Here is a 19,292-nt window from a genome sequence, read left to right on the forward strand (position 1 = left end):
TCCGTAGCAACTTCCGTATAGCGAAATTTGTTTTCTACGATCTGGAAGTAATGTAAGTGGGCAGCCGGGGACCGTCAAGAGAGGACGATGGGGGTCATGTCCGGGACCATCTCGGTGTGCTGCACCGCCTGCGGGCGCCGGCACCGCTACACGGCACCGTCGTATCCCTGCGCCTGCGGGGCGCCCGTCGCGCCGGAGCTGGATCCGCGCGGGGCCGCCACCGAGGTCACCCACCGGGCGTGGGACGAGGAGTGGATCGGGTTGCGCTGCGCGGCCTGCGGGGCCGAGAGCCACTGGCCTCGGCCGGAGCTGGGCTGCCCGTGCGGGACGGTGCTGTGCGTGCCGGTGGACCCCGTGGCGACGGGCCGGGCCGGGCGCGTCCCCGGGTCACGGGTCCCGGCGCACCGGGCCGTCCCGATCCGCACCGCCCGCGACGCGGTCACCGCCGCCGTCCTGTATCTGCGGGGGCTGGGTCACCGCAACGTGCGCCGCGCCGACCAGCGGCCCCTGTCCGGCATCGGCCTGGCCGCGCCCGGCGTCGTCGTCCAGGTGGATCCGACGGCGGGGCCCGTCCCGGCGCGGGACGTGGAGTGCCTGTGGCTGACGGCCATGGCGGAGTCGGCGCGGGGGCTCCACTTCTCGCTGGCCGGGTACGCCGAGGACGCCCGCGCCCGCGCCGACCTGCTGGACGTGCCGCTCTTCGTGCTGGACCCGACGGGGGTACCGCGTCCGGTCAACGCGCCGGCCGTGGCGCTGGACGCCACGGCCGGCTGAGTCGTCGCGCCGCTACGGGCGGGCGTACCGCTCCCGCAGCTCCACCTTGCGCACCTTCCCCGAGACGGTCATCGGGAACGAGTCCAGGAGCTGGAGACGGCTGGGCACCTTGTAGTGGGCGAGCCGTCCGTCGCAGTAGGCGCGCAGCTCCTCCAGGGTGAGCGGGTCGGCGGCGTCGCGTGTGACGACGCAGGCCAGGACCTCTTCGCCGTAGCGCTCGTGCGGTACGCCGACGACCTGGACGTCCGCGATCTTCGGGTGGGCGTACAGGAACTCCTCCACCTCGCGCGGGTAGATGTTCTCGCCGCCCCGGATGATCATGTCCTTGATCCGGCCGACGATCTCCACGTACCCGTCCTCGCGCATCACCGCGAGGTCCCCGGTGTGCATCCAGCGGCCCGGGTCGACGGCCTCGGCGGTCTTCTCCGGCTCCTCCCAGTAGCCGAGCATCACGCTGTAGCCGCGGGTGCGCAGTTCACCCGCCTCGCCGCGGGGCACGGTCACGCCGGTGACCGGGTCGACGACCTTCACCTCGATGTGGGGCAGAACGCGGCCGACGGTACCGGTGCGGTGTTCGAGGTCGTCGTCCATGCGGGTCTGCAGGGAGACCGGGGAGGTCTCGGTCATGCCGTAGCAGATGGAGACCTGCTCCATGTGCATCTCGGCGACCACCCGCTTCATCACCTCCACCGGGCAGGGCGAGCCCGCCATGATGCCGGTGCGCAGGGAGGTGAGGTCGTAGGAGGCGAAGCCGGGCAGGTTCAGCTCGGCGATGAACATGGTCGGGACGCCGTACAGGGACGTGCACCGCTCGCGCTGCACGGCCTCCAGCGTCGCCGCCGGTTCGAAGGACGGGGCGGGGATGACGATGCAGGCGCCGTGGGAGGTGGCGCCCAGATTCCCCATGACCATGCCGAAGCAGTGGTAGAAGGGCACCGGCAGGCACACCCGGTCCTGCTCCGTGTAGCCGACCGTGCGGCCCACCCAGTAGCCGTTGTTGAGGATGTTGTGGTGGGAGAGGGTGGCGCCCTTGGGGAAGCCGGTGGTGCCGGAGGTGTACTGGATGTTAACCGGGTCGTCGCAGCTCAGCTCGGCGGCGAGCGCGTCGATCCGCTCGCGCGGCACCGAGGCGGCGCCCGCCGTGAGCGCGTCCCAGGACGGGTCGCCGATGTAGACGGTCTCGCGCAGCGCCGGGCACCGGCCGCGGACCTGCTCCACGATCGCCCGGTAGTCGCTGCTCTTGTGGGCGAGCGAGGCGACCAGCAGGGTGATGCCGGACTGCCGGAGCACGTACTCCAGCTCGTGCGCCCGGTAGGCCGGGTTGACGTTCACCATGATGACGCCGATGCGGGCGGTGGCGTACTGGACGAGGACCCACTCCGGGCAGTTGACCGCCCAGACGCCGACCCGGTCGCCCTTGGTGACGCCCTTGGCGAGCAGCCCCCGTGCCACCTCGTCGACGGCGGCGCCGAACTCGGCGTAGGTCCAGCGCCGTCCGGACGGGACGTCGACGAGGGCCTCGCGGCCGGGGTGGGCGGCGATCGCGCGGTCGAGGTTCGCGCCGATGGTGTCGCCGAGCAGCGGGGAGGTGCTGGTGCCGTGGGCGTAGGACGGCTGGGCCGGGGACGCTGTCACCGGAAGTCCTCCTCGCGGTACTCGTTCGCGGAGCCGGCCGCCGTGGCCTCGCGCAGTTCGATCCGGCGGATCTTGCCGGAGACGGTCTTGGGCAGCTCGCCGAACTCCAGGCGGCGTACCCGCTTGTACGGGGCGAGGGTGTGGCGGGAGTGCTCGAAGAGCACCTTCGCGGTGTCCGGGCCGGGCTCCCAGCCGGCCGCGAGCACGATGTACGCCTTCGGCACCGCCAGGCGCAGGTCGTCCGGGGCGGGCACGACCGCGGCCTCGGCGACCGCCTCGTGCTCCAGCAGGGCGCTCTCCAGCTCGAAGGGGCTGATCTTGTAGTCGGAGGCCTTGAACACGTCGTCGGCCCGGCCCACGTAGGTCAGGTAGCCGTCCTCGTCGCGCGCGCCGATGTCACCGGTGCGGTAGTAGCCGCCGGCCATCGCCTCGGCCGTGCGGTCCGGGTCGCCGTGGTAGCCGGTCATCAGGCCGACGGGACGCGCGGACAGGTCCAGGGCGATCTCGCCCTCGTCGGCGCCGGGCGCGCCGCTCACCGGGTCGAGGAGTTCGACGCGGTAGCCGGGGCTGGGGCGGCCCATCGAGCCGGTCTTCAGCACCTGGCCGGGGCTGTTGGACACCTGGACGGCGGTCTCGGTCTGGCCGAAGCCGTCCCGGACGGTCCTGCCCCACAGACGGCGGACCTGCTCGATCACCTCGGGGTTGAGCGGCTCGCCGGCGGCGACGACCTCGCGCGGCGGGGTGGTGAGCCGGGTGAGGTCGGCCTGGACGAGCATCCGCCACACGGTCGGCGGGGCGCAGAAGGTGGTCACCCCGGCCCGGTCCATCTCGGCCATCAGGCGGCCCGCGTCGAAGCGGGTGTAGTTGTACAGGAAGACGGTCGCCTCGGCGTTCCACGGCGCGAACAGGTTCGACCAGGCGTGCTTGGCCCAGCCCGGCGAGGAGATGTTCAGGTGCACGTCGCCGGGGGTCAGGCCGATCCAGTACATGGTCGCCAGGTGCCCCACGGGGTAGGACACGTGGGTGTGCTCGACGAGCTTGGGGCGGGCGGTGGTGCCGGAGGTGAAGTACAGCATCAGCGGGTCGTCGGCGGCGGTCGGGCCGTCCGGGGTGAACGCGTCGGAGGCCGAGTACACGTCCTCGTAGGACCGCCAGCCCGGTGCCGTCTCAGGGCCGCCGCCGACCGCGACGCGCGTGTAGTCGCCGGGCACGTCGTCGAACTTGCCGGTGTCCTCGGAGCGCGCGATCACGTGCTTCACCCGGCCGCGGTCGACGCGGTCGCGCAGGTCGGCGGGGCCGAGCAGGGTGGTGGCCGGGATGACCACCGCGCGCAGCTTCATCGCGGCCAGCGCGGTCTCCCACAGCTCCACCTGGTTGCCGAGCATCACCAGGATGCGGTCCTCCGGGCCGACGCCCCACTCGCGCAGGCGGTTCGCGACGCGGTCGGAGCGGGCGGACATCTCGGCGAAGGAGACCCGGGTCTCCCGGCCGTCCTCCTCGACGATGTGCAGGGCGGTGCGCCCGTTGCCGTCGGCGATCACGTCGAACCAGTCCAGTGCCCAGTTGAAGTGCGCGGGGCGGGGCCACCGGAACCCCTCGTAGGCGGCGGGGTAGTCCTCGCGGTGCTCCAGCAGGAAGTCCCGTGCGCTGCGGAACAGCTCCGTGGCCGTCGTCATCTGTCCTCCTCGGTGCCGGACCTTGCCGGGCGGCTCCGTGCCATCGTCTAATCCGTGATGTGGGTCTCACTACCCCCGAACGGGGGTGGGCGTCCCGCGGTGGTCGCGAGGGAGGCGGAACGAGTGGCGGTGGACGCGGCGGACGCGGCGCAGATCCGTGGCGCGCTGGTGCGGCTGCGACGCACGACCGGGCTGCCCGTCGCCTTCGGCGGTCTGGTGGAGCCCGGGCGGCGCCGGGTGCGCATCAGCGAGCTGAGCGGCACGGCCACGACCGCGCTGAGCGCGCTGGCCGTGACGGCGGGCAACGGGCTGGGCGGCCGGGCGGTGGCACTGTCGCGGCCGTGCGCGGTGACCGACTACTCCGTCTCCCGGCAGATCACCCACGAGTACGACCTGCCCGTCGCCGCCGAGGGCCTGCGCTCGGTCCTCGCGGTACCGGTCGTGGTACGGCGCCGGGTGCGCGGGGTGCTGTACGGCGCCCTGCGCACCGCCGAGCCGCTGGGCGACCGCACGCTGAGCGCGGCCGTGGCGGCGGCGCGGGACGTGGAGCAGGCACTGGTGCTGCGCGACGAGGCGGACGGCCTGCTGGCGACGGCCGCACCCCCGTCGGCGCGGCCGGCCGCGCACGGTCCGGCGGACGGCGCGTCCTGGGAGCAGGTGCGCGAGGCGCACGCCGCGCTGCGGGCGCTGGCGCCCAGGATCGCGGACCCGGCGCTGCGCGACGAGCTGCTGCGGGCGTGCGGTCTGCTGGCGGCCGGGGACGGACCCCTCCCCGGGCCCCGGCTGGCACCGCGGGAGGTGGACGTGCTGGCCTGCGTGGCCGCGGGCGCGACGAACGGGGCGGCGGCCGAGCGGCTCGGGGTGGGCCCGGAGACCGTCAAGGGGTATCTGCGCTCGGCGATGCGCAAGCTGGGCGCCCACACCCGCACGGAGGCCGTCGCGGCGGCCCGCAGAACGGGGTGGCTGCCGTAGGACGCGAACCGGGTCGCACATGTCCCGGCGGTGTTTCATTTCGTGCTCCGGTGTCTGTTGTCCGGCTCACCTCGCCGCATCTCCGTCAGGGAATGCCCCGGTGCCTAATATTGGCCCGGACACGACACACGGAGGGGAGCGGTCACCGTGCCACGGGACTTCGCGGGGACTGCCGGAAGCCGCTCCGACCTGGTCATCGGGCGGGAGGACTCGTTCGACGCGGCGCGTGAGCAACTCTCCCGCGGCGGCAGCGTGCTGCTGCACGGACCCGCCGGAATCGGGAAGTCGACGGTCCTGCGCACCCTGGCCGCGGAATACGCCCGCACGTCGCACACCGTGTTGCGCTGCTCGGCCACCGAGTCCGAATCCCACCTTCCCTTCCTCGCCCTCGCCGATCTGCTGGGCCTGGTCCTCGACGAGGTCTCCCCCGCCCTGCCCGCCGCCCAGCGCACCGCGCTGGAGGCGGCGCTCACCGGCCGCGGCGAGTCCACCCTCCGGCGCGACGGTCTCGCGCTGCGTCTGGCCGTCCTGTCCGCGCTGCGCGCCCTCGCCGTCGAGGGCCCCGTACTCGTCGTCGCCGACGACCTCCAGTGGCTCGACCCGGCCAGCGCGGAGCTCCTCGGCTTCGCCGCCCGCCGCCTGGGCGACACCCCGGTGCGTCTGCTGTGCGCGGTGCGCACCGAGGGTCCGGAGAGCGAGGACGCCGAGTACGACCGGCATCTGCGCGCCTCGCCGCCGGACACCCGCGCGGTGCGCCTGGGGCCGCTGACCCGCGCCCAGGTCGCGACGCTGCTGGACGGGCGCGGCTACGCGGGCCTGCCGCGTTCCACGGTCCGCGACATCCACCGCACCAGCGGCGGCAACCCGCTGTTCGCCCTTGAGCTGGGCCGGGCCCTGGCCGAGAGCCCGGCCGCACCGCGTCCGGGCGAGCCGCTACCGGTGCCGACCTCGCTGCGCGCCCTGGTCCTGTCCCGCCTGGAGATGCTGTCGGACGAGGCGCGCCGCACCCTCCTGGTGGCCAGCGCCGGCGCCCGCCCCACCCCGGCCCTGCTGCACGCGGCCGGCCGGGAGAACGCCGAGGCGGAGACCGCGCAGGCGGCGGCGCTCGGGCTGCTCGCGCCCGACCCGGACGGACCGACCCTGCGGTTCGCGCATCCGCTGATCTCGGCCGCGCTGTACGCCGAGGCCCCGGCGCCGGAGCGGCGGGCGGCGCACGCGGCGCTCTCCACGGCCGCATCCGACCCGATCGAACGCGCCCGGCACCTGGCGCTGGCCACCACCGGCACCGACCCGCGGGTGGCGGCGCGGCTCGCGGAGGCCGCGGCACTGGCCCGGGACCGCGGGGCGCCGTCGGTGGCCGCCTCGCTGGGGCTGCTGGCCGCCCGCCACACCCCGCCGGACGGCACACCGGGCCCGGACGAGCGCCGGCTCACGGCGGCCGAGGACGCCATCACCGCGGGCGAGCAGGACCTCGCCCGGGACGTCGCCCGCGAGGTGCTGACCCGGGCCACCGAGCCCGGCGAGCGGGTACGGGCCTGGATGGCGGTGATCGAGGCGGCCGGGCAGGCCATCGGCGAGGTCGACGCCGTCTTCCCGCAGGCGCTGGCCGACGCGGGCGACGACCCGCGGCTGCTCGCCCTGGTCCACTACCAACTGGCCTGGCGCTCCCTGGTGGTGCAGGGCGACTTCGCCCAGGGCCGCGAGGAGGCCGCGCACGCCGCCCGGCTGGCGGCACGGGCCGGGGACCGGAGCACCGAACTGCTCGCGCTGGCGTTCCAGGCGCAGTCGGAGACGCTGATGGGCCACCCGGACGCCGAGGCGACCATCCGGCGGGCGCTCCAGGAGCCGCAGGACCCGCGGGTGGCGTGCCACCACAACGGGGCGGGCTCCTCCCGGTTCCGCTGGCTGGTGATGAGCGACCGGCTGGCCGAGGCACGGACCGCCGTCACCGCGCTGCTGCGCGAGGTGCGCCGGCGCGGCATGGCCGAGAGCGAGGTCCACTACCTGCGGTTCCTCGCCGAGACCGAACTGCACGCGGGCCACTGCGGCCGGGCCCTCGAACTGGCCCGGGAGAGCCTGACCCTGGGCCGCGACGCGGGTATCGGCGAGGGCGCGGGCGTGATGCTGGCGGCACTCGCCGAGGCCGCGGGCGGCGATCCGGACCGGGCGCTGGAGCTGGCGCGGGAGGCGGTGCGGCGGACGGAGGAGGACGGCGACGCCGTGTACCTGTCGCGGGCGCTGGCCGCGCTCGGTCACGCCCACCTGGTGGCGGGCGACGCGGCGGCGGCCGTACGGGCGCTGCGGCGGGTGCGGGAGCTGGAGGCCGGGGCGGGCATCACCGACCCGGCGCGCGGCCGCTGGCAGGGTGACCTCGCGGAGGCGCTGGTGCGTACCGGGGAGCCGGCCGAGGCGATGGACGTCGTCGAGGTCACCCGGGCGGACGCGCTGCGGCTGGGACGCGGCAGCGTGCTCGCCGTGCTCGACCGGGCGGAGGCGCTGGTGCGGGCGGCGCGGGGCGAACACCGGGCTGCCGTGACCCGGCTGACGTCGGCGCGGGATCGGCTGGCCGGGCTGGGGTTCGGCCTCGAGGAGGCCCGCACGGTCCTCGCGCTGGCCGAGCTGCACGCCGAACGGGCCGGGCGGGCCCCGGAGTCGGTGTCGTACGACGAGGCGGCGCGGCTGTTCCGGCGGTGCCGGGCGCTGCCCTGGCTGCGGCGGGTGGAGGCGGCCGCCGCGGCACGGGCGGACGGACCGCTGCCGGTGCCGGACGCCGAGCCGGACGGTCTCGCGGGGCTCGCCCCGATGGAGCGCCAGGTGGCCGCGCTCGTCATGGAGGGCGCGACCAACCGGGAGATCGCCACCCGGCTGTTCGTCAGCGTCAAGACCGTCGAGGCGACGCTGACCCGGGTGTACCGCAAGCTCGGGATCCGGTCCCGGGTCGACATCGTCCGGCTGGCGGCGGGCCGGCGTCCGGACTGAGCACGGCCGCTCCGGCCCCTCCGCAACCATCGGGTTTACCTGCGGTACACCGAGGGTTTTCCCTGCCCGAGGCCCTTAGGGGGTTCCCTCATTGGGCGGTCCGGACCACCGGTTCTAGCGTGAACACGTGCCGCTCGCCCGGGCATACGGGGGTCTGTCCCGAGACCCCCGTCCAACCCCCCACGCCCGGGCGACCCCCCACCGGCAACCACTTGAGGAGACTCATGCCCCGGTTCACCCGCTCCAGACCGGCCGCCCCTTGATCCCCTGAGCATCCCTCAGGTGCAAGACCGGGGAGCGTTGCGAGCCTCCACGAGCGGCCCGCAACGCTCCCTCTCCACGTCTCCTCCTTCTCCGCGTCCCGGCATCCCCGCCTCCTCGTCAGCCGCGCACCGTCCCGAAGCGGATGTCGTACGCGGCGTCGCCGTGCATCGCGGCGAGCATCCGCCCGCCCTCGGCCACGATCTCCTCCCGCCGGCTCTTCGCAGGGGTGTCGAACGGCTCGACGACCAGGGCGCCGTCGTCGAGCTTCCACAGCCCGGCGACGAAGCCGTCGACGAGCAGGACGCGGAAGGGCTGGTTCTTCCGCCAGGTCCGGCCCTTGTGCGCGGGCGGGACGAGGCGGCTGCGGTCGGCGTGGGAGAGGAGCAGGTTGTCGAACTCGGGCAGGAAACGCGGCGGGGCCTCAGTGTCCGGGTCGGGGCGGGGCGCGTCGGGCAGGTCGAAGAGTTCGGTGCCGTTCGGGTCCCGGAAGGTGACCAGGCGCGGCCGGAGCCGTTCGAAGACGTCCCGGAGCCGGGTCAGACCCGCCCAGGTCTGCATGTCCTTCACCGACGCCGGCCCGAACGCGGCGAGGTAGCGCAGCACGGTGTCGTCGGGTGCCGGGGCGGGCCGCGTGGGGCGTCCGAGCCAGTGCTCGGCGGTGGTGAGCGTGACCTGACCGCTCCTGCCCCACAGTCCGCGCGGCGTCACCTGTACGAGCGGGAGCCGGCAGCGGGCGGCGACGGCGAGGGCCTGCGGGTCGGCGTCGGGCCACTCGGCGAGGAGGGCCTCGCGCAACTGGCCCAGGGTGCGCGGCTCCTCCTCGACCAGTGCGCGGGCGAGGACCGCGAGCCGGTCCAGGTCGACGCCGGTCAGGTGCTTGCGGAAGGCGTTCAGCTCCCGGTCCCTGGCGGCCTGCACCAGCGGCCGCAGGGTGAGGCAGTCGTCGGCGGTGTGGGTGTGGATGGTCGAGCGCAGGGTGACGAGCCGGGCGACGCGCCGGTCGGCCATGGGCGCGGACAGGTCCTCGGGGGTGAAGCCGTCGAGGCGGGCGGCGAGCGCGTAGTACGGCGGCTTGACGGCCTGGGCCTGGAGGCCGAGGAGATGGGCGACGGCGGCCTCGGCGGACATCCTCGCGGGGCGCAGCAGCAACTGCCGTTCCAGGGTGGCGCGGTTGAGGGCCCGGACACCGAGGACGGGGGCCGTCGTTCCTGCCTTGGTCGTCATGGCGTGCACGGTACGGGACGGGCGCAACGGCAGTGCGGTTCGGCAAGCCGGGGGGCCGGGTGCAGGCCCGCGCGGTGCGGGTCCACGCGGTGCGGGTCCACGCGGTGCGGGTCCACGCGCTGCCCCGGCATCCTCCGCTCCTTCCACGCCGTGCCGTCGCGCGTGGTCGTGACGCCGGTGGTTGCCCGGTCGCCGGTGGGGCACCCGGGGGCACTGTGCACACACGGGACAGAATCCTGGTGACCGGCTGGTTCAGCTTCCTGCACGGGGAGGCGACGGCCGGGGACGTACTGGCGCTGGCGCGCGTGGAGCGGGTGCTGCGGGACGCGGGGCTGGCCTACGACGTCGTGTGGAGCCCCGGTTTCCGAGCCGACGGCACGCACTTCGAGGACGTGGACCCGGCGGCGTACACGCGGCTGGTGTTCGTGTGCGGGCCGGTGCACGGGGCGCAGGTCGAGGAGGTTCACCGGCGGTTCGCGCACTGCGTGCGGGTCGCGGTCGGCGTCTCCGTGGTCGACCCGGACTCCCCCGCCGTCACCGGCTTCCACCGGGTGCTGGCCCGGGACCCCGCCGGCCCCGGCCCCGGGCTGGATCTCGCGGCCCGCGCTCCGGCGCTCCCGGCGGTGCCCGTCGTCGGGGTGGTGCTGACCCGCGGGCAGCACGAGTACGGGGGGCGGCGACGGCACGAGGAGGTCGCCGCGGTGCTGACGCGCTGGCTGGGCGGCCGGGACTGTGCCCGGCTGGAGCTGGAGACCCGGCTGGACGCCCACGACTGGCGGCTGTGCGGCACCCCGGCCCAACTGGAGGCGGTGCTGTCCCGGCTCGACCTGGTCGTCACCGACCGGCTGCACGGGCTGGTCCTGGCGCTGCGGGCCGGGGTCCCGGTGCTGGCGGTGGACCCGGTCGAGGGCGGTGCGAAGGTGACGGCGCAGGCCCGCGCCTGCGGCTGGCCCGCCCTGCTGCCCGCCGAACGGCTCGTCCGGACACCGGGGCGGGCGGCGGCCGAGGGTCTGCTGGAGCACTGGTGGGACTGGTGCCTGGCCGACGGGCGGGCGGAGGCGGCCCGGATCGGGGCGGCGTTCGGGGCGGCCGACTCGGCGCCGGAGGCGTGGCCGGACGGCGCGGACGGCCTGGTGGAGGCGTTGCGGGCGGGTGCCGGGGGCCCGGGCGGGGCGAGGACGGGGCGGCCGGGCGGATAGCCGCAGGGCGGTGCGCGGTTGGCGCGGGGCGGTGCGGGCGGTTGGCGGCGGTGGTCGGTCCGGCCCCGGGAGGAGACATCGTGCGGCCCGCTCGCGGTGGCCGGTGCCGGGCCTTGTCAGCCGGTGTAGCTGCGGGCCGTCGAGTCGCGCTGGGCGGGTTCCAGTGAACGCAGCCGGTTCTCGACCTCCGGCGGCAGCACGCGGCGTTCGCGCAGCACCCACGGCAGTGCGGCCGTCGCCTCCGCGAAGGCGCGCAGGGACGCGGCGTCGCGGGGGACGGTGCGGGCCAGGTGGAGGGTGCGGCGCAGGGCGGGACCGACCGGGCGGCGCAGCCACGTGAACCACAGGGTGTTGCGGATGCCGTGCGCGCGCCGCACCGTCGGATCACGTACCGGGGAGGGGTGGTGATGGATCGTCAGGTGATCGGCGTACGTCAGCCACCAGCCGTCGGCGGCCAGGTCGGCGGCGAGCAGCTCTTCCTCGCCGCCGAGCCACAGCCGGGGGTGGAAGCCGCCCGCCGCGCGGAAGGCGCCGGTGCGCAGGACGGTCGCGGCGGCCAGGAAGGAGCCGAGCGCCGGTCCCGGGAGCCAGTCCGGGCCCGGGACGGGCGAGTGGCGCAGTTCCTCGACGATCGGGTCCTCGGTGCCGTCGGGCTCGACCAGGATGCGGGCGGTGACCGTGCCGACCGCCGGGTACCGGTCGAGCAGGTCGGCGGCACCGGACAGGGAGCCGGGCGCCCACCAGGAGTCGTCGTCGCAGAAGGCGACGTAGCGGGTGCGGACCTGACGTACCGCCAGGTTGCGCCCGACGGCGCCGAGGTTGCGGCCGGGGCGCAGGAGACGGACGCCGGGGTGCCGCCGGGCGACGGCGGCGGCGGTGCCGTCGGTCGAGCCGTTGTCGGTGACGACGACCGGGGGTTTCTCGGGCAGTTCGGCGAGCCGGTCCAGGGTGCGCAGGAGTTCGGCGCACCTGTTGTGGGTGATGACCACGACGGTGGTCCGGCGGTCCGTCATGAGGCCGCTCCGTCGGCTTCGCCCGCTGTCCCGGTGCCGGGTTCGTCGAGGAGGCGGGCGGCCCGCTCCACGTGCGGGGGCAGCGGCCTGCGGGCGCGCAGGGCGGCGGGCAGGCGGGCGAGCGTCTCGCGCAGGGCGTGCCGGGCGTGCGGGTCCCGGCGGGCGTCGGCGGCCAGCGCCCGGGTGCGGGCCAGCGCGTACGGGAGAGGGCGGCGCAGCCACGCGGTGAGAAGTTCGTTGCGGCGTACGACGGCCGGGCGTCCGGTGCGGGGCCGCGGGTCGGGGTGGTGGTGGGCGACCACGTCGGGGCAGTGCGTGACGCCCCAGCCGCGGGCGGCCAGGTCGTAGGCGAGGAGGGTCTCCTCGGCACCGAAGAAGAGCAGCGGGTGGTAGCCGCCCGCGTCGAGGTAGGCGGTGCGGCGGGCGACGGCGGCACAGCCGAGGAAGCCGAGCACCTGGGTGCCGGGGAGGTCGGCGGCCGCACCGAGCGGTGAGTCGGCGAGCAGGTCGTTGAGGGGGTCGGCGGTGTCGGCGGGCCCGACGAGGGTGCGGGCGGAGAGCAGGCCGAGCCGGGGGTGCCGGTCGAAGTGGCGGGCGGCGGTGCTCAGGGAGCCGGGCGCCCACCAGGAGTCGTCGTCGCTGAACGCGACGTACGGGGTGTCCAGGGCGCGGACCCCGTGGGTGCGGGCGAGGGCGCCGCGATTGCGGGGCAGGGCGAGGAGGCGGACCTGGGGGAAGTCCCGGGCCAGCATGGCACGAGTGCCGTCGGTGGACGCGTTGTCGACGACGAGCACCTCGGGCCGCTCGGGCAGGGCGAGCAGGTTCCGCACGGTGACGGAGAGGCTCGCGCGGCGGTTGCGGGTGGCGATGACGATGCCGACGGGGGCGGGGGGCGTGGGGTCCGGGTGGTGCCGTTCGCGGGTGGCCGTGGGGCCGTGGTGCGCGGCGTGGCTCATGGTCCCTCTTCCGGGGCGTGCCGGGTGTCCGGGGTGTCGAGTGCGTCGAGTGCGTCCAACGCGTCGAGCACGGCGCCGGGGGTGATCCGCAGCAGCGCGGGGTCGGTCGTGCGGCCGTGCGGGTCGCCGTCCGGGCCCGGGTGCCACAGGGCCCGGTGCCTGGGGTGGGGCGGCGGGCCCCAGCGGCTGGGCGGCACCGGACCGAAGAGGGTGACGGAGGGGGTGGCGTGGGCGACGGCGAGGTGGGCGATGCCGGTGTCGCCGCTGACGACGGCACGGGCGCGGGCGACCAGGGCGGAGAGCCGGTCGTGGGGCAGGCCGCCGCCGAACACGTCGGTGTCCGGCAGGTCGGCGAGCTTGGCCAGCCGGGCCACCAGGTCCGCCTCGTCCGCTCCCCCGGTCACCACGACCCGGCGTCCGCGTGCGCGCAGCGCCTCGGCGACGGCCGCGTACCGTTCCACGGGCCAGCAGCGGGAGGGCGCGCCGGCACCGGGGTGCAGGACGACGGCGCCGGGGGCGGGGGACGGTGCGTCGGGGCGCGGCAGCCGCAGGTCGGCGGGGTCGGCGTCGATGCCGTAGGCGCGCAGCAGGCGGCACCACCGGTCGCGTTCGTGCTCCTCGGCGTACCAGGGAGGGCCGTCGACCTCGGGGGTGCCGGGGTGGGCGAAGGCCAGCAGTCTCCCCGGGTGCAGACGGGCCAGGAGGCGGTGGCTGGGCGGTCCGTTGCCGTGCAGGTCGACGGCGACGTCGGGGGGCGACCCGGTCCAGTCCAGGGTGCGGGGGACGGCGCGCCCGGGTTCGGCGGCGGGCAGCACCCGGTCCACGGCGCCGGTCGCGGCGGCCACGGGGGCCAGCTCCGCGGGGCAGGCCAGCACCAGTTCGTGCCCCGGGTAGGCACGCCGCAGCGCCCGCAGGGCGGGAACCCCGGCCAGCAGGTCCCCGAGCCCGAGGGCCCGCAGCACCAGGACACGGGGCCTGACCCCGCCCTCGTGCCGGTCCCCGCCCTCACGCCGGGTCTCGTCCCCACGCCGGGCCTCGTCCCCACGCCGAGCCTCGTCTTCACGCCGGGCCGCTGCCGAGCCGGCCCCTCCCGGGTTCAGCACGCCCACGGGCGCAGGATGCACCGGATCCCCGGTGACCGGCCCACCGGCCGACCCCGGAACCGGGGCGCCGCCGTCCTCACCCCGGCCCCTTGCCCCCCGCCGGACCCCGTCCTCACACCAGGCCGCTGCCGAGCCGGCCCCTCCCGGGTTCGGCACGCCCGCGGGCGCAGGATGCACCGGGTCCCCGGTAACCGGCCCACCGGCCGACCCCGGAACCGGGGCGCCGCCGTCCCCGGCGTTTCCGCTGTCCTCCGCGCCCGCGGTGTCCCGGGCGGCGGTCCTCATCGGGTCCCCTCGGCGGCGCGGGCCAGCAGGGCGGTGGAGGAGCGGCCGTCGAGGTAGGGCAGGAGGACCGCCTGCCCGCCCCACTCCTGGAGCAGCGCGGCCTCGGGGAGGTCGGCGCCGGCGTAGTCGCCGCCCTTGACCCAGACGTCGGGGCGCAGGTCGCCCAGGAGGCGTTCGGGCGTGTCCTCGTCGAAGACGGCCACCGCGTCGACGCAGGCGAGGGCGCGCAGGACGCGGACACGGTCGGCGAGGGGGTTGACGGGGCGGCCGCCGCCCTTGCGACGGCGTACCGAGGCGTCGGAGTTGACGCAGACCACCAGGCAGTCGCCGAGCCGACGGGCGGCCTGGAGGAGGCCCACGTGTCCGGCGTGCAGGAGGTCGAAACAGCCGCCGGCGGCGACGACCGTGCCGTGTTCGGCGCGGACCCGGGCGGTGAGGACGCCGGGGTCGTCCGTGTCGGGCGGCGTGGCGGGCGACGGGCCGGAGCCGGCGGGCGGCACGGCGGCCGCGCCGCCCGCCGCGACGAAGGCCGTGGCCGCGCTCACCGCGCCCTCGACTGCCTCCCCCACCAGCGCGCCGTCGGCGAGCAGCCCGGCCGCGGTGGCCGCGAACCGGTCCCCCGCGCCGCAGGAGTCACCGTGGTGGGCGGCGGGCGCGGGGACGAGCAACGGGTGTTCGCCGTAGGACAGGAGCGCGCCGCGCGAGCCGAGCGTCACCGTCACCGCGGCCACCCGCCAGTCGCGTACCAGGGCGGCGGCGTCGAGCGCGGCGGCGCGCAGACCGCCGCCCGGGCGGCCCTGCTCCGGCGCGAAGCCGCGGGCCTCCTTCTCGGCGGGTGTCACCAGCCGGGTGCCGGGCACCGGCGGGCCCCCGCGCGGATGCGGGTCCCAGACCAGCGGCGGGCGCGCGGCGAGCACGTCGCGCAGGGCGTCCGCGGCGCCCCGGCCGTAGTCGGACACCAGGACGGCCCGGGCGGCACGCAGTGCGTCACGGGCCTCGTCCGTGGCCTCGTGGACCCGGCCGCCGCCCCGGTCGAGGCGGACGACGGGACGGTCCTGGGCGAGGACGCGGGTCTTCTCCGGCACCGTGCCGGTCAACGGCAGCGGGACCAGCGTCAGCCAGGGCGTGAGCAGTTCGCGCAGGGCGAGACCGGCCGGGTCGTCGCCGACGCCGGTGATCAGGGTGACCTCGCGGCCGTCGCGGGCGGCGAGGTACGCGGCGAGGGCGGCGCCGCCGGGGCGGATCCGTTCGGCGCACTCCGCGACCACCGGCACCGGGGCGTCCGGTGCGAGCCGGTCGGCGGAGCCGGTGAGGTCGCGGTCGAGCAGCGCGTCGCCGACCACGACCAGGGGTGTCCTGTCGGCCATGGCAGCCATGTCCCCCGTCACCTCCGCTTCCGCTGTGCCGCGTGTCCCGCTCCCCGCGCACCGCGGGCGCCGCGTTCCAGGGCCGCGTCGAAGGCCGCGCAGATCATGTGGACGGCGACCAGGTGGAGTTCCTGGACGGTGGCCGTCGACGGGGCGTCGACGCACAGGGACTCGTCGCTGCCCGCCATCAGCGGGTTGGGGGCGCACCCGGTGAGCGCCCACACCCGCAGCCCGGCCGTGCGGGCCGCGTCGGCGGCGGAGAGCAGGTTGGCGCTGGCGCCGCTGGTGGACAGCAGCATCAGGACGTCGCCCTCGCGGCCGTGGGCGCGGACCTGGCGGGCGAACACCTCGTCGACGCCGTAGTCGTTGGCGATGGCGGTGGTGGAGGAGGTGTCGGCGTGCAGCGCGATGGCGGAGAACGGCGGGCGGTCGTCGCGGTAGCGGCCGACGAGTTCGGCGGTCAGGTGCTGGGCCTGGGCGGCGCTGCCGCCGTTGCCCGCGGCGAGCAGCCGCCCGCCGCCGCTCAGCACGGCCGCGAGCCGGTCGCCCCAGCGCTGGGTGACGTGTGCGGAGGCGCGGAACGCCCCGAGCGCGTGCAGGAGTTCGTCGCAGTGCCCGACGACGGGCGGGTGCACGGTCATGACGCCACCTCCGTCGTCATCGCGTCCTCGGACCGGGTCAGGCGGTACACCTGTTCCACGCCGTCGGCGACGCGGGCCCAGGTGTAGTGCCGCAGGACGCGTTCGCGGCCGTTCCTGCCGTACTGGCGGCGCAGCCGTTCGTCGGCGAGGAGTTCGCGGGCGGCGTCCGCGACGGCGCACGGGTTCTGCGGGGCGACCAGGCGGCCGGTGATCCCGTCGGCCACGGAGTCGCGGTGGCCGCCGACGTCGGTGGCGAGGACGGGGACGCCGCACGCCATGGCCTCCAGCGGCACGATGCCGAACGGCTCGTACACCGGGGTGCACAGCACCAGGTCGGAGCTGCGGAGCAGGGCGGGCATGTCGTCCGGGTCGACCGCGCCGAGCAGCCTGACCCGGTCGGCGACGCCGGCGCGGTGGGCGATGCCGGTCAGGCGCCGTGCCTCGGGTTCGGCCTCCACCGCGCCGGCCGGCGGGCCGCCGGCGATGAGGAGTTCGGTGTCGGGTATGTGGGCCAGCGCGCGGACGGCCTGGTCGTAGCCCTTGCGGGGGACGAGCCGCCCGCAGGCGAGCAGCCGGTGCCGCAGGCGCCGTTCGGGGGTGCGGCCGGTGTCGGCGGCGGGATGGAAGTGCTCGGCGTCCACCCCGCAGGGCACCACGGAGACCTGCCGGGGCGGGACGCCCATGTCGCCGAGTTCGACGACCTCGTCGGTGCAGGTGGCCAGGACCCGTGCGCAGCCCCGGCCGAGCTGCCGCTCGATGCCGATGCGCTCGTACGGGCTGGTGTCCCGCATGCCCTGGTGGCGCCGCTTGACGGTACCGAGGGCGTGGAAGGTCTGGACGAGGGGGATGCCGTGCGGACCCGCGCCGATCTGCGAGGCCATGCCGGACATCCAGAAGTGGGCGTGCACCACGTCGGGCCGTTCCCGGCCGAAGGCGCGGGCCAGGTGAGCGCCGAAGGCGGGCATGTGCGCGAAGAGTTCGTCCTTGGGCACCGGCACCGGCGGTCCGGCGGGCACGTGTTCGACGACCGCGCCGCCGGGCAGGGGCACCCGGTCGGGCAGGTCGGAGGCATCCCGGCGGGTGTAGACCGTGACGTCGTGGCCCCGCTTGGCCAACTCCTCGGTGAGACGGGCCACGTAGACGTTCTGTCCACCGGCGTCGACGCCGCCGAGCGCGGCGAGCGGGCTCGCGTGCTCGGACACCATGGCGATCCTCATCGGGTCACCTCCTTCAGCAGCCGCTCCCAGTCGTCCAGGAAGCGGGACAGCCCGTAGCGGGCCAGGGCCGCCGCACGGGCCGCCTCGCCGACCGCCCGCGCGCGCGGCGGGTCGGCGAGGAAGTCGCGTACGGCGTCGGTCAGTACGTCGATGCGGTTGGACACCACCCCGGCGCCCGGGGGCACGGCCTCGGCGACCTCGGTGGTGGCGAGGGCGACCACGGGCATGCCCAGGTGCATGGCCTCCAGCAGGGACAGGCCCAAGGAGGTCCAGCGGACGGGGTGGACGTAGAGGCGGCGGCGGGCCAGCTCGGTGTGCAGGTCGCTCTGGGGGACGTCCTGCGTGCGGCAGCGCTCGGGGTCGACGCCGATGTGCCCGGCGAGTCCTTCGGTGCGCATGCCGAACACGTCGAGCGGGGCCGCGCGGGAGAACGCGGGGAGCAGGTCGGTCCCGGTCGTACGCCCGCGCCGGATCGGCTCGTTGACGACGACGGCGGCGCGCTCCAGCTCGCCCGTCCAGCGGTGGCCGGGGTCGACGATGCCGTGTTCGACGACGGCGGTGTCCGTCGGACCGGCGTCCCACATCAGCCGGTTGAAGTGGGTGACGTGGACGAGCGTGACGCCCGGGATGTCCGCGGCCGGGTGGCGGGTGCGGGGCACGTCGCCGTCGGGGGCGTTGTGCTCCAGGTAGACCAGCGGCGGCCGGCGGCCCAGCCACCGGTCGACCAGGTCGAGTTCGTGCGGGCGCTGGAGGATCACGAGGTCGACGTCCTCGTCCCGCAGCCGTTCGGGCGGTATCTCGACGACGGAGCCGGGCCAGTCCCAGGTGCGGGCGCGGCCGAGGCCGTCGGGTCCGCGGTCGGGGGTGACGGGGACGAGGTAGGTGTGCGGGCCCTGCACGAAGGCCGTGGTCCACGACCCGTGCACGTGCCAGATGAGAATCCTCATGGCTCCCCCATCAGTTTCTCGACGGCGGCGGCCACGTCGGCGGCCGTGACGGTGTTCAGGCAGGGATGTCCGGGGACGGGGCAGTCCCGGGCCCTGCTGTCGGCGCACGGGGCGTCCTGGTCGCCCAGCAGGACGTAGGGGACGCCGTACGGCCGCCAGCGCTCGGCGGGGACGACTGGCGCGAACAGGGAGACGACGGGGGTGCCGACGGCCGCGGCCAGGTGGGCGGGCGCGGTGTTGCCGGTGACGACGACGGCAGCCCCGGCGAGGACGCCGGCCAGTTCGGCGGCGCCGGTACGGCCGCCCAGGTCGGTGCCGTGCTCACCGGCGACGTGGGCGGTCAGGTCGCGCTCGCCGGGGCCGCCGGTGACCAGCACGCGGTGCCCGGCGGCGGCCAGTTCGCGTACGGCCTCGGCGGCGCGCTCCGGGCTCCAGGCGCGGGCGGGGACGCTGGCGCCGGGGTGGAGGACGACGTAGGGGCCGGGACCGGTGAGGGCGTCGTCGCGCGGCGGCGTGTGCACGCGCAGCCGTCCGTCGTCGGGGCGGGGGAACCCGGCCGCCTCGGCGAGGTCGAGCGCGGCCTCGGCCTCGTGGGCGTGCGGGGCACGGTGGTGGCGCAGGTCGAGGAGCGAGCCGGGGTAGTCCACGCTGTCCGCCGCGATGTACCGGACCCCGGCGAGGCGCAGCACCAGGGCGGTGGGCAGCGGGGACTGGTGGAAGGAGGTGAGGACCAGCGCGGTGTCGGCGTCGATCCGGTCCACGAGCGCGTCGATGTCCTCGCGCCGCACGCCGGGCGGCGCGAACCCGCCCCACGGGGCGTCCCACACCAGCACCTCGTCGACTCCGGGCAGGAGCCGGGCGGCGGGTGCGCCGCGTGACCCGCACAGCAGGGTGACGTGGTCGGCCCGCGCGGCGACGGCGCGTACGGCGGGCCCGGCGAGCAGCACGTCGCCGAAGCTGTCGAGCCGGGCGACGAGCGCCTTCATGCCGACCTCCCGCGCCGGTCACCGACGTCCCCGCCCGGGGCGGCCCTGATGCCG

General features: G+C 76.0%; 15 protein-coding genes. 4 read left to right on the forward strand and 11 right to left on the reverse strand.

Annotation, left to right across the window (positions count from 1 at the left end):
- Positions 1 to 87: 87 nt before the first annotated feature.
- Positions 88 to 774 (forward strand): hypothetical protein, encoded by a 687-nt coding sequence (locus EV562_RS09025; RefSeq protein ID WP_133886188.1) that lies wholly within the window; start codon positions 88 to 90, stop codon positions 772 to 774.
- A 12-nt stretch (positions 775 to 786) separates the two neighbouring features.
- On the opposite strand, the gene lbuL is transcribed toward EV562_RS09025, so the two are convergent.
- The gene (gene lbuL / locus EV562_RS09030) at positions 787 to 2,409 is read right to left on the reverse strand and encodes a linear/branched/unsaturated fatty acid:CoA ligase LbuL (RefSeq protein ID WP_133886189.1); all 1,623 of its coding nucleotides are present in this window, start codon (positions 2,407 to 2,409) and stop codon (positions 787 to 789) included.
- Entirely contained in the window at positions 2,406 to 4,085 is a 1,680-nt protein-coding gene (ibuL, locus tag EV562_RS09035; protein ID WP_133886190.1) for an isobutyrate:CoA ligase IbuL, read from the reverse strand. Before ibuL ends, lbuL begins: the two co-directional genes overlap by 4 nt.
- 123 nt (positions 4,086 to 4,208) lie before the next feature.
- Between ibuL and EV562_RS09040 the strand changes: the two genes are divergently transcribed.
- Both EV562_RS09040 and EV562_RS09045 read left to right on the forward strand, forming a co-directional pair.
- A complete protein-coding gene (locus EV562_RS09040) occupies positions 4,209 to 5,057 on the forward strand; it encodes a helix-turn-helix transcriptional regulator (protein WP_133886191.1) in 849 nt (282 codons plus the stop codon).
- A gap of 147 nt (positions 5,058 to 5,204) precedes the next feature.
- Positions 5,205 to 8,036: a LuxR family transcriptional regulator gene (locus tag EV562_RS09045; protein WP_133886192.1), complete on the forward strand. Its 2,832-nt coding sequence runs from the start codon at positions 5,205 to 5,207 to the stop codon at positions 8,034 to 8,036.
- 381 nt (positions 8,037 to 8,417) lie between these two features.
- Here the strand turns inward: EV562_RS09045 and EV562_RS09055 are convergent, their stop codons facing one another.
- Entirely contained in the window at positions 8,418 to 9,524 is a 1,107-nt protein-coding gene (locus tag EV562_RS09055; RefSeq protein WP_133886193.1) for a winged helix DNA-binding domain-containing protein, read from the reverse strand.
- Positions 9,525 to 9,763: 239 nt separating this feature from the next.
- On the opposite strand from EV562_RS09055, the gene EV562_RS09060 reads away from it, so the two are divergent.
- Entirely contained in the window at positions 9,764 to 10,723 is a 960-nt protein-coding gene (locus EV562_RS09060; protein WP_133886194.1) for a polysaccharide pyruvyl transferase family protein, read from the forward strand.
- 116 nt (positions 10,724 to 10,839) lie between these two features.
- On the opposite strand, the gene EV562_RS09065 is transcribed toward EV562_RS09060, so the two are convergent.
- The 8 genes from EV562_RS09065 to EV562_RS09100 form a co-directional block, all read right to left on the reverse strand.
- Positions 10,840 to 11,736: a glycosyltransferase gene (locus EV562_RS09065; RefSeq protein WP_133886195.1), complete on the reverse strand. Its 897-nt coding sequence runs from the start codon at positions 11,734 to 11,736 to the stop codon at positions 10,840 to 10,842.
- A complete protein-coding gene (locus EV562_RS09070) occupies positions 11,733 to 12,692 on the reverse strand; it encodes a glycosyltransferase (RefSeq protein WP_133886196.1) in 960 nt (319 codons plus the stop codon). The genes EV562_RS09065 and EV562_RS09070 overlap by 4 nt, the downstream gene beginning before the upstream one ends.
- Positions 12,689 to 13,657 (reverse strand): glycosyltransferase family 9 protein, encoded by a 969-nt coding sequence (locus tag EV562_RS09075; RefSeq protein WP_133886532.1) that lies wholly within the window; start codon positions 13,655 to 13,657, stop codon positions 12,689 to 12,691. Before EV562_RS09075 ends, EV562_RS09070 begins: the two co-directional genes overlap by 4 nt.
- Before the next feature lie 419 nt (positions 13,658 to 14,076).
- Positions 14,077 to 15,447 (reverse strand): D-glycero-beta-D-manno-heptose 1-phosphate adenylyltransferase, encoded by a 1,371-nt coding sequence (gene rfaE2 / locus EV562_RS09080; RefSeq protein ID WP_166661713.1) that lies wholly within the window; start codon positions 15,445 to 15,447, stop codon positions 14,077 to 14,079.
- 17 nt (positions 15,448 to 15,464) lie between these two features.
- Positions 15,465 to 16,088 carry an SIS domain-containing protein gene (locus EV562_RS09085; RefSeq protein ID WP_133886198.1) on the reverse strand — a complete coding sequence of 208 codons (624 nt, stop codon included), beginning with the start codon at positions 16,086 to 16,088 and terminating at the stop codon, positions 15,465 to 15,467.
- Entirely contained in the window at positions 16,085 to 17,305 is a 1,221-nt protein-coding gene (locus EV562_RS09090) for a glycosyltransferase (RefSeq protein ID WP_133886199.1), read from the reverse strand. The genes EV562_RS09085 and EV562_RS09090 overlap by 4 nt, the downstream gene beginning before the upstream one ends.
- Entirely contained in the window at positions 17,302 to 18,252 is a 951-nt protein-coding gene (locus EV562_RS09095) for a glycosyltransferase (protein WP_133886200.1), read from the reverse strand. Before EV562_RS09095 ends, EV562_RS09090 begins: the two co-directional genes overlap by 4 nt.
- Positions 18,249 to 19,238: a glycosyltransferase family 9 protein gene (locus EV562_RS09100; RefSeq protein WP_133886201.1), complete on the reverse strand. Its 990-nt coding sequence runs from the start codon at positions 19,236 to 19,238 to the stop codon at positions 18,249 to 18,251. The genes EV562_RS09095 and EV562_RS09100 overlap by 4 nt, the downstream gene beginning before the upstream one ends.
- Positions 19,239 to 19,292 lie beyond the last annotated feature (54 nt).

The organism is Streptomyces sp. BK208 (assembly GCF_004364245.1).
GTDB lineage: Bacteria > Actinomycetota > Actinomycetes > Streptomycetales > Streptomycetaceae > Streptomyces.

Excerpts from the sequence above, each read along its gene's own strand:
- ibuL (WP_133886190.1), bottom strand. The coding sequence starts at position 4,085 with ATGACGACGGCCACGGAGCTGTTCCGCAGCGCACGGGACTTCCTGCTG.
- EV562_RS09065 (WP_133886195.1), bottom strand. The coding sequence starts at position 11,736 with ATGACGGACCGCCGGACCACCGTCGTGGTCATCACCCACAACAGGTGC.
- EV562_RS09100 (WP_133886201.1), bottom strand. The coding sequence starts at position 19,238 with ATGAAGGCGCTCGTCGCCCGGCTCGACAGCTTCGGCGACGTGCTGCTC.
- EV562_RS09085 (WP_133886198.1), bottom strand. The coding sequence starts at position 16,088 with ATGACCGTGCACCCGCCCGTCGTCGGGCACTGCGACGAACTCCTGCAC.
- EV562_RS09095 (WP_133886200.1), bottom strand. The coding sequence starts at position 18,252 with ATGAGGATTCTCATCTGGCACGTGCACGGGTCGTGGACCACGGCCTTC.
- EV562_RS09055 (WP_133886193.1), bottom strand. The coding sequence starts at position 9,524 with ATGACGACCAAGGCAGGAACGACGGCCCCCGTCCTCGGTGTCCGGGCC.
- EV562_RS09070 (WP_133886196.1), bottom strand. The coding sequence starts at position 12,692 with ATGAGCCACGCCGCGCACCACGGCCCCACGGCCACCCGCGAACGGCAC.
- rfaE2 (WP_166661713.1), bottom strand. The coding sequence starts at position 15,447 with ATGGCCGACAGGACACCCCTGGTCGTGGTCGGCGACGCGCTGCTCGAC.
- EV562_RS09090 (WP_133886199.1), bottom strand. The coding sequence starts at position 17,305 with ATGAGGATCGCCATGGTGTCCGAGCACGCGAGCCCGCTCGCCGCGCTC.
- EV562_RS09025 (WP_133886188.1), top strand. The coding sequence starts at position 88 with ATGGGGGTCATGTCCGGGACCATCTCGGTGTGCTGCACCGCCTGCGGG.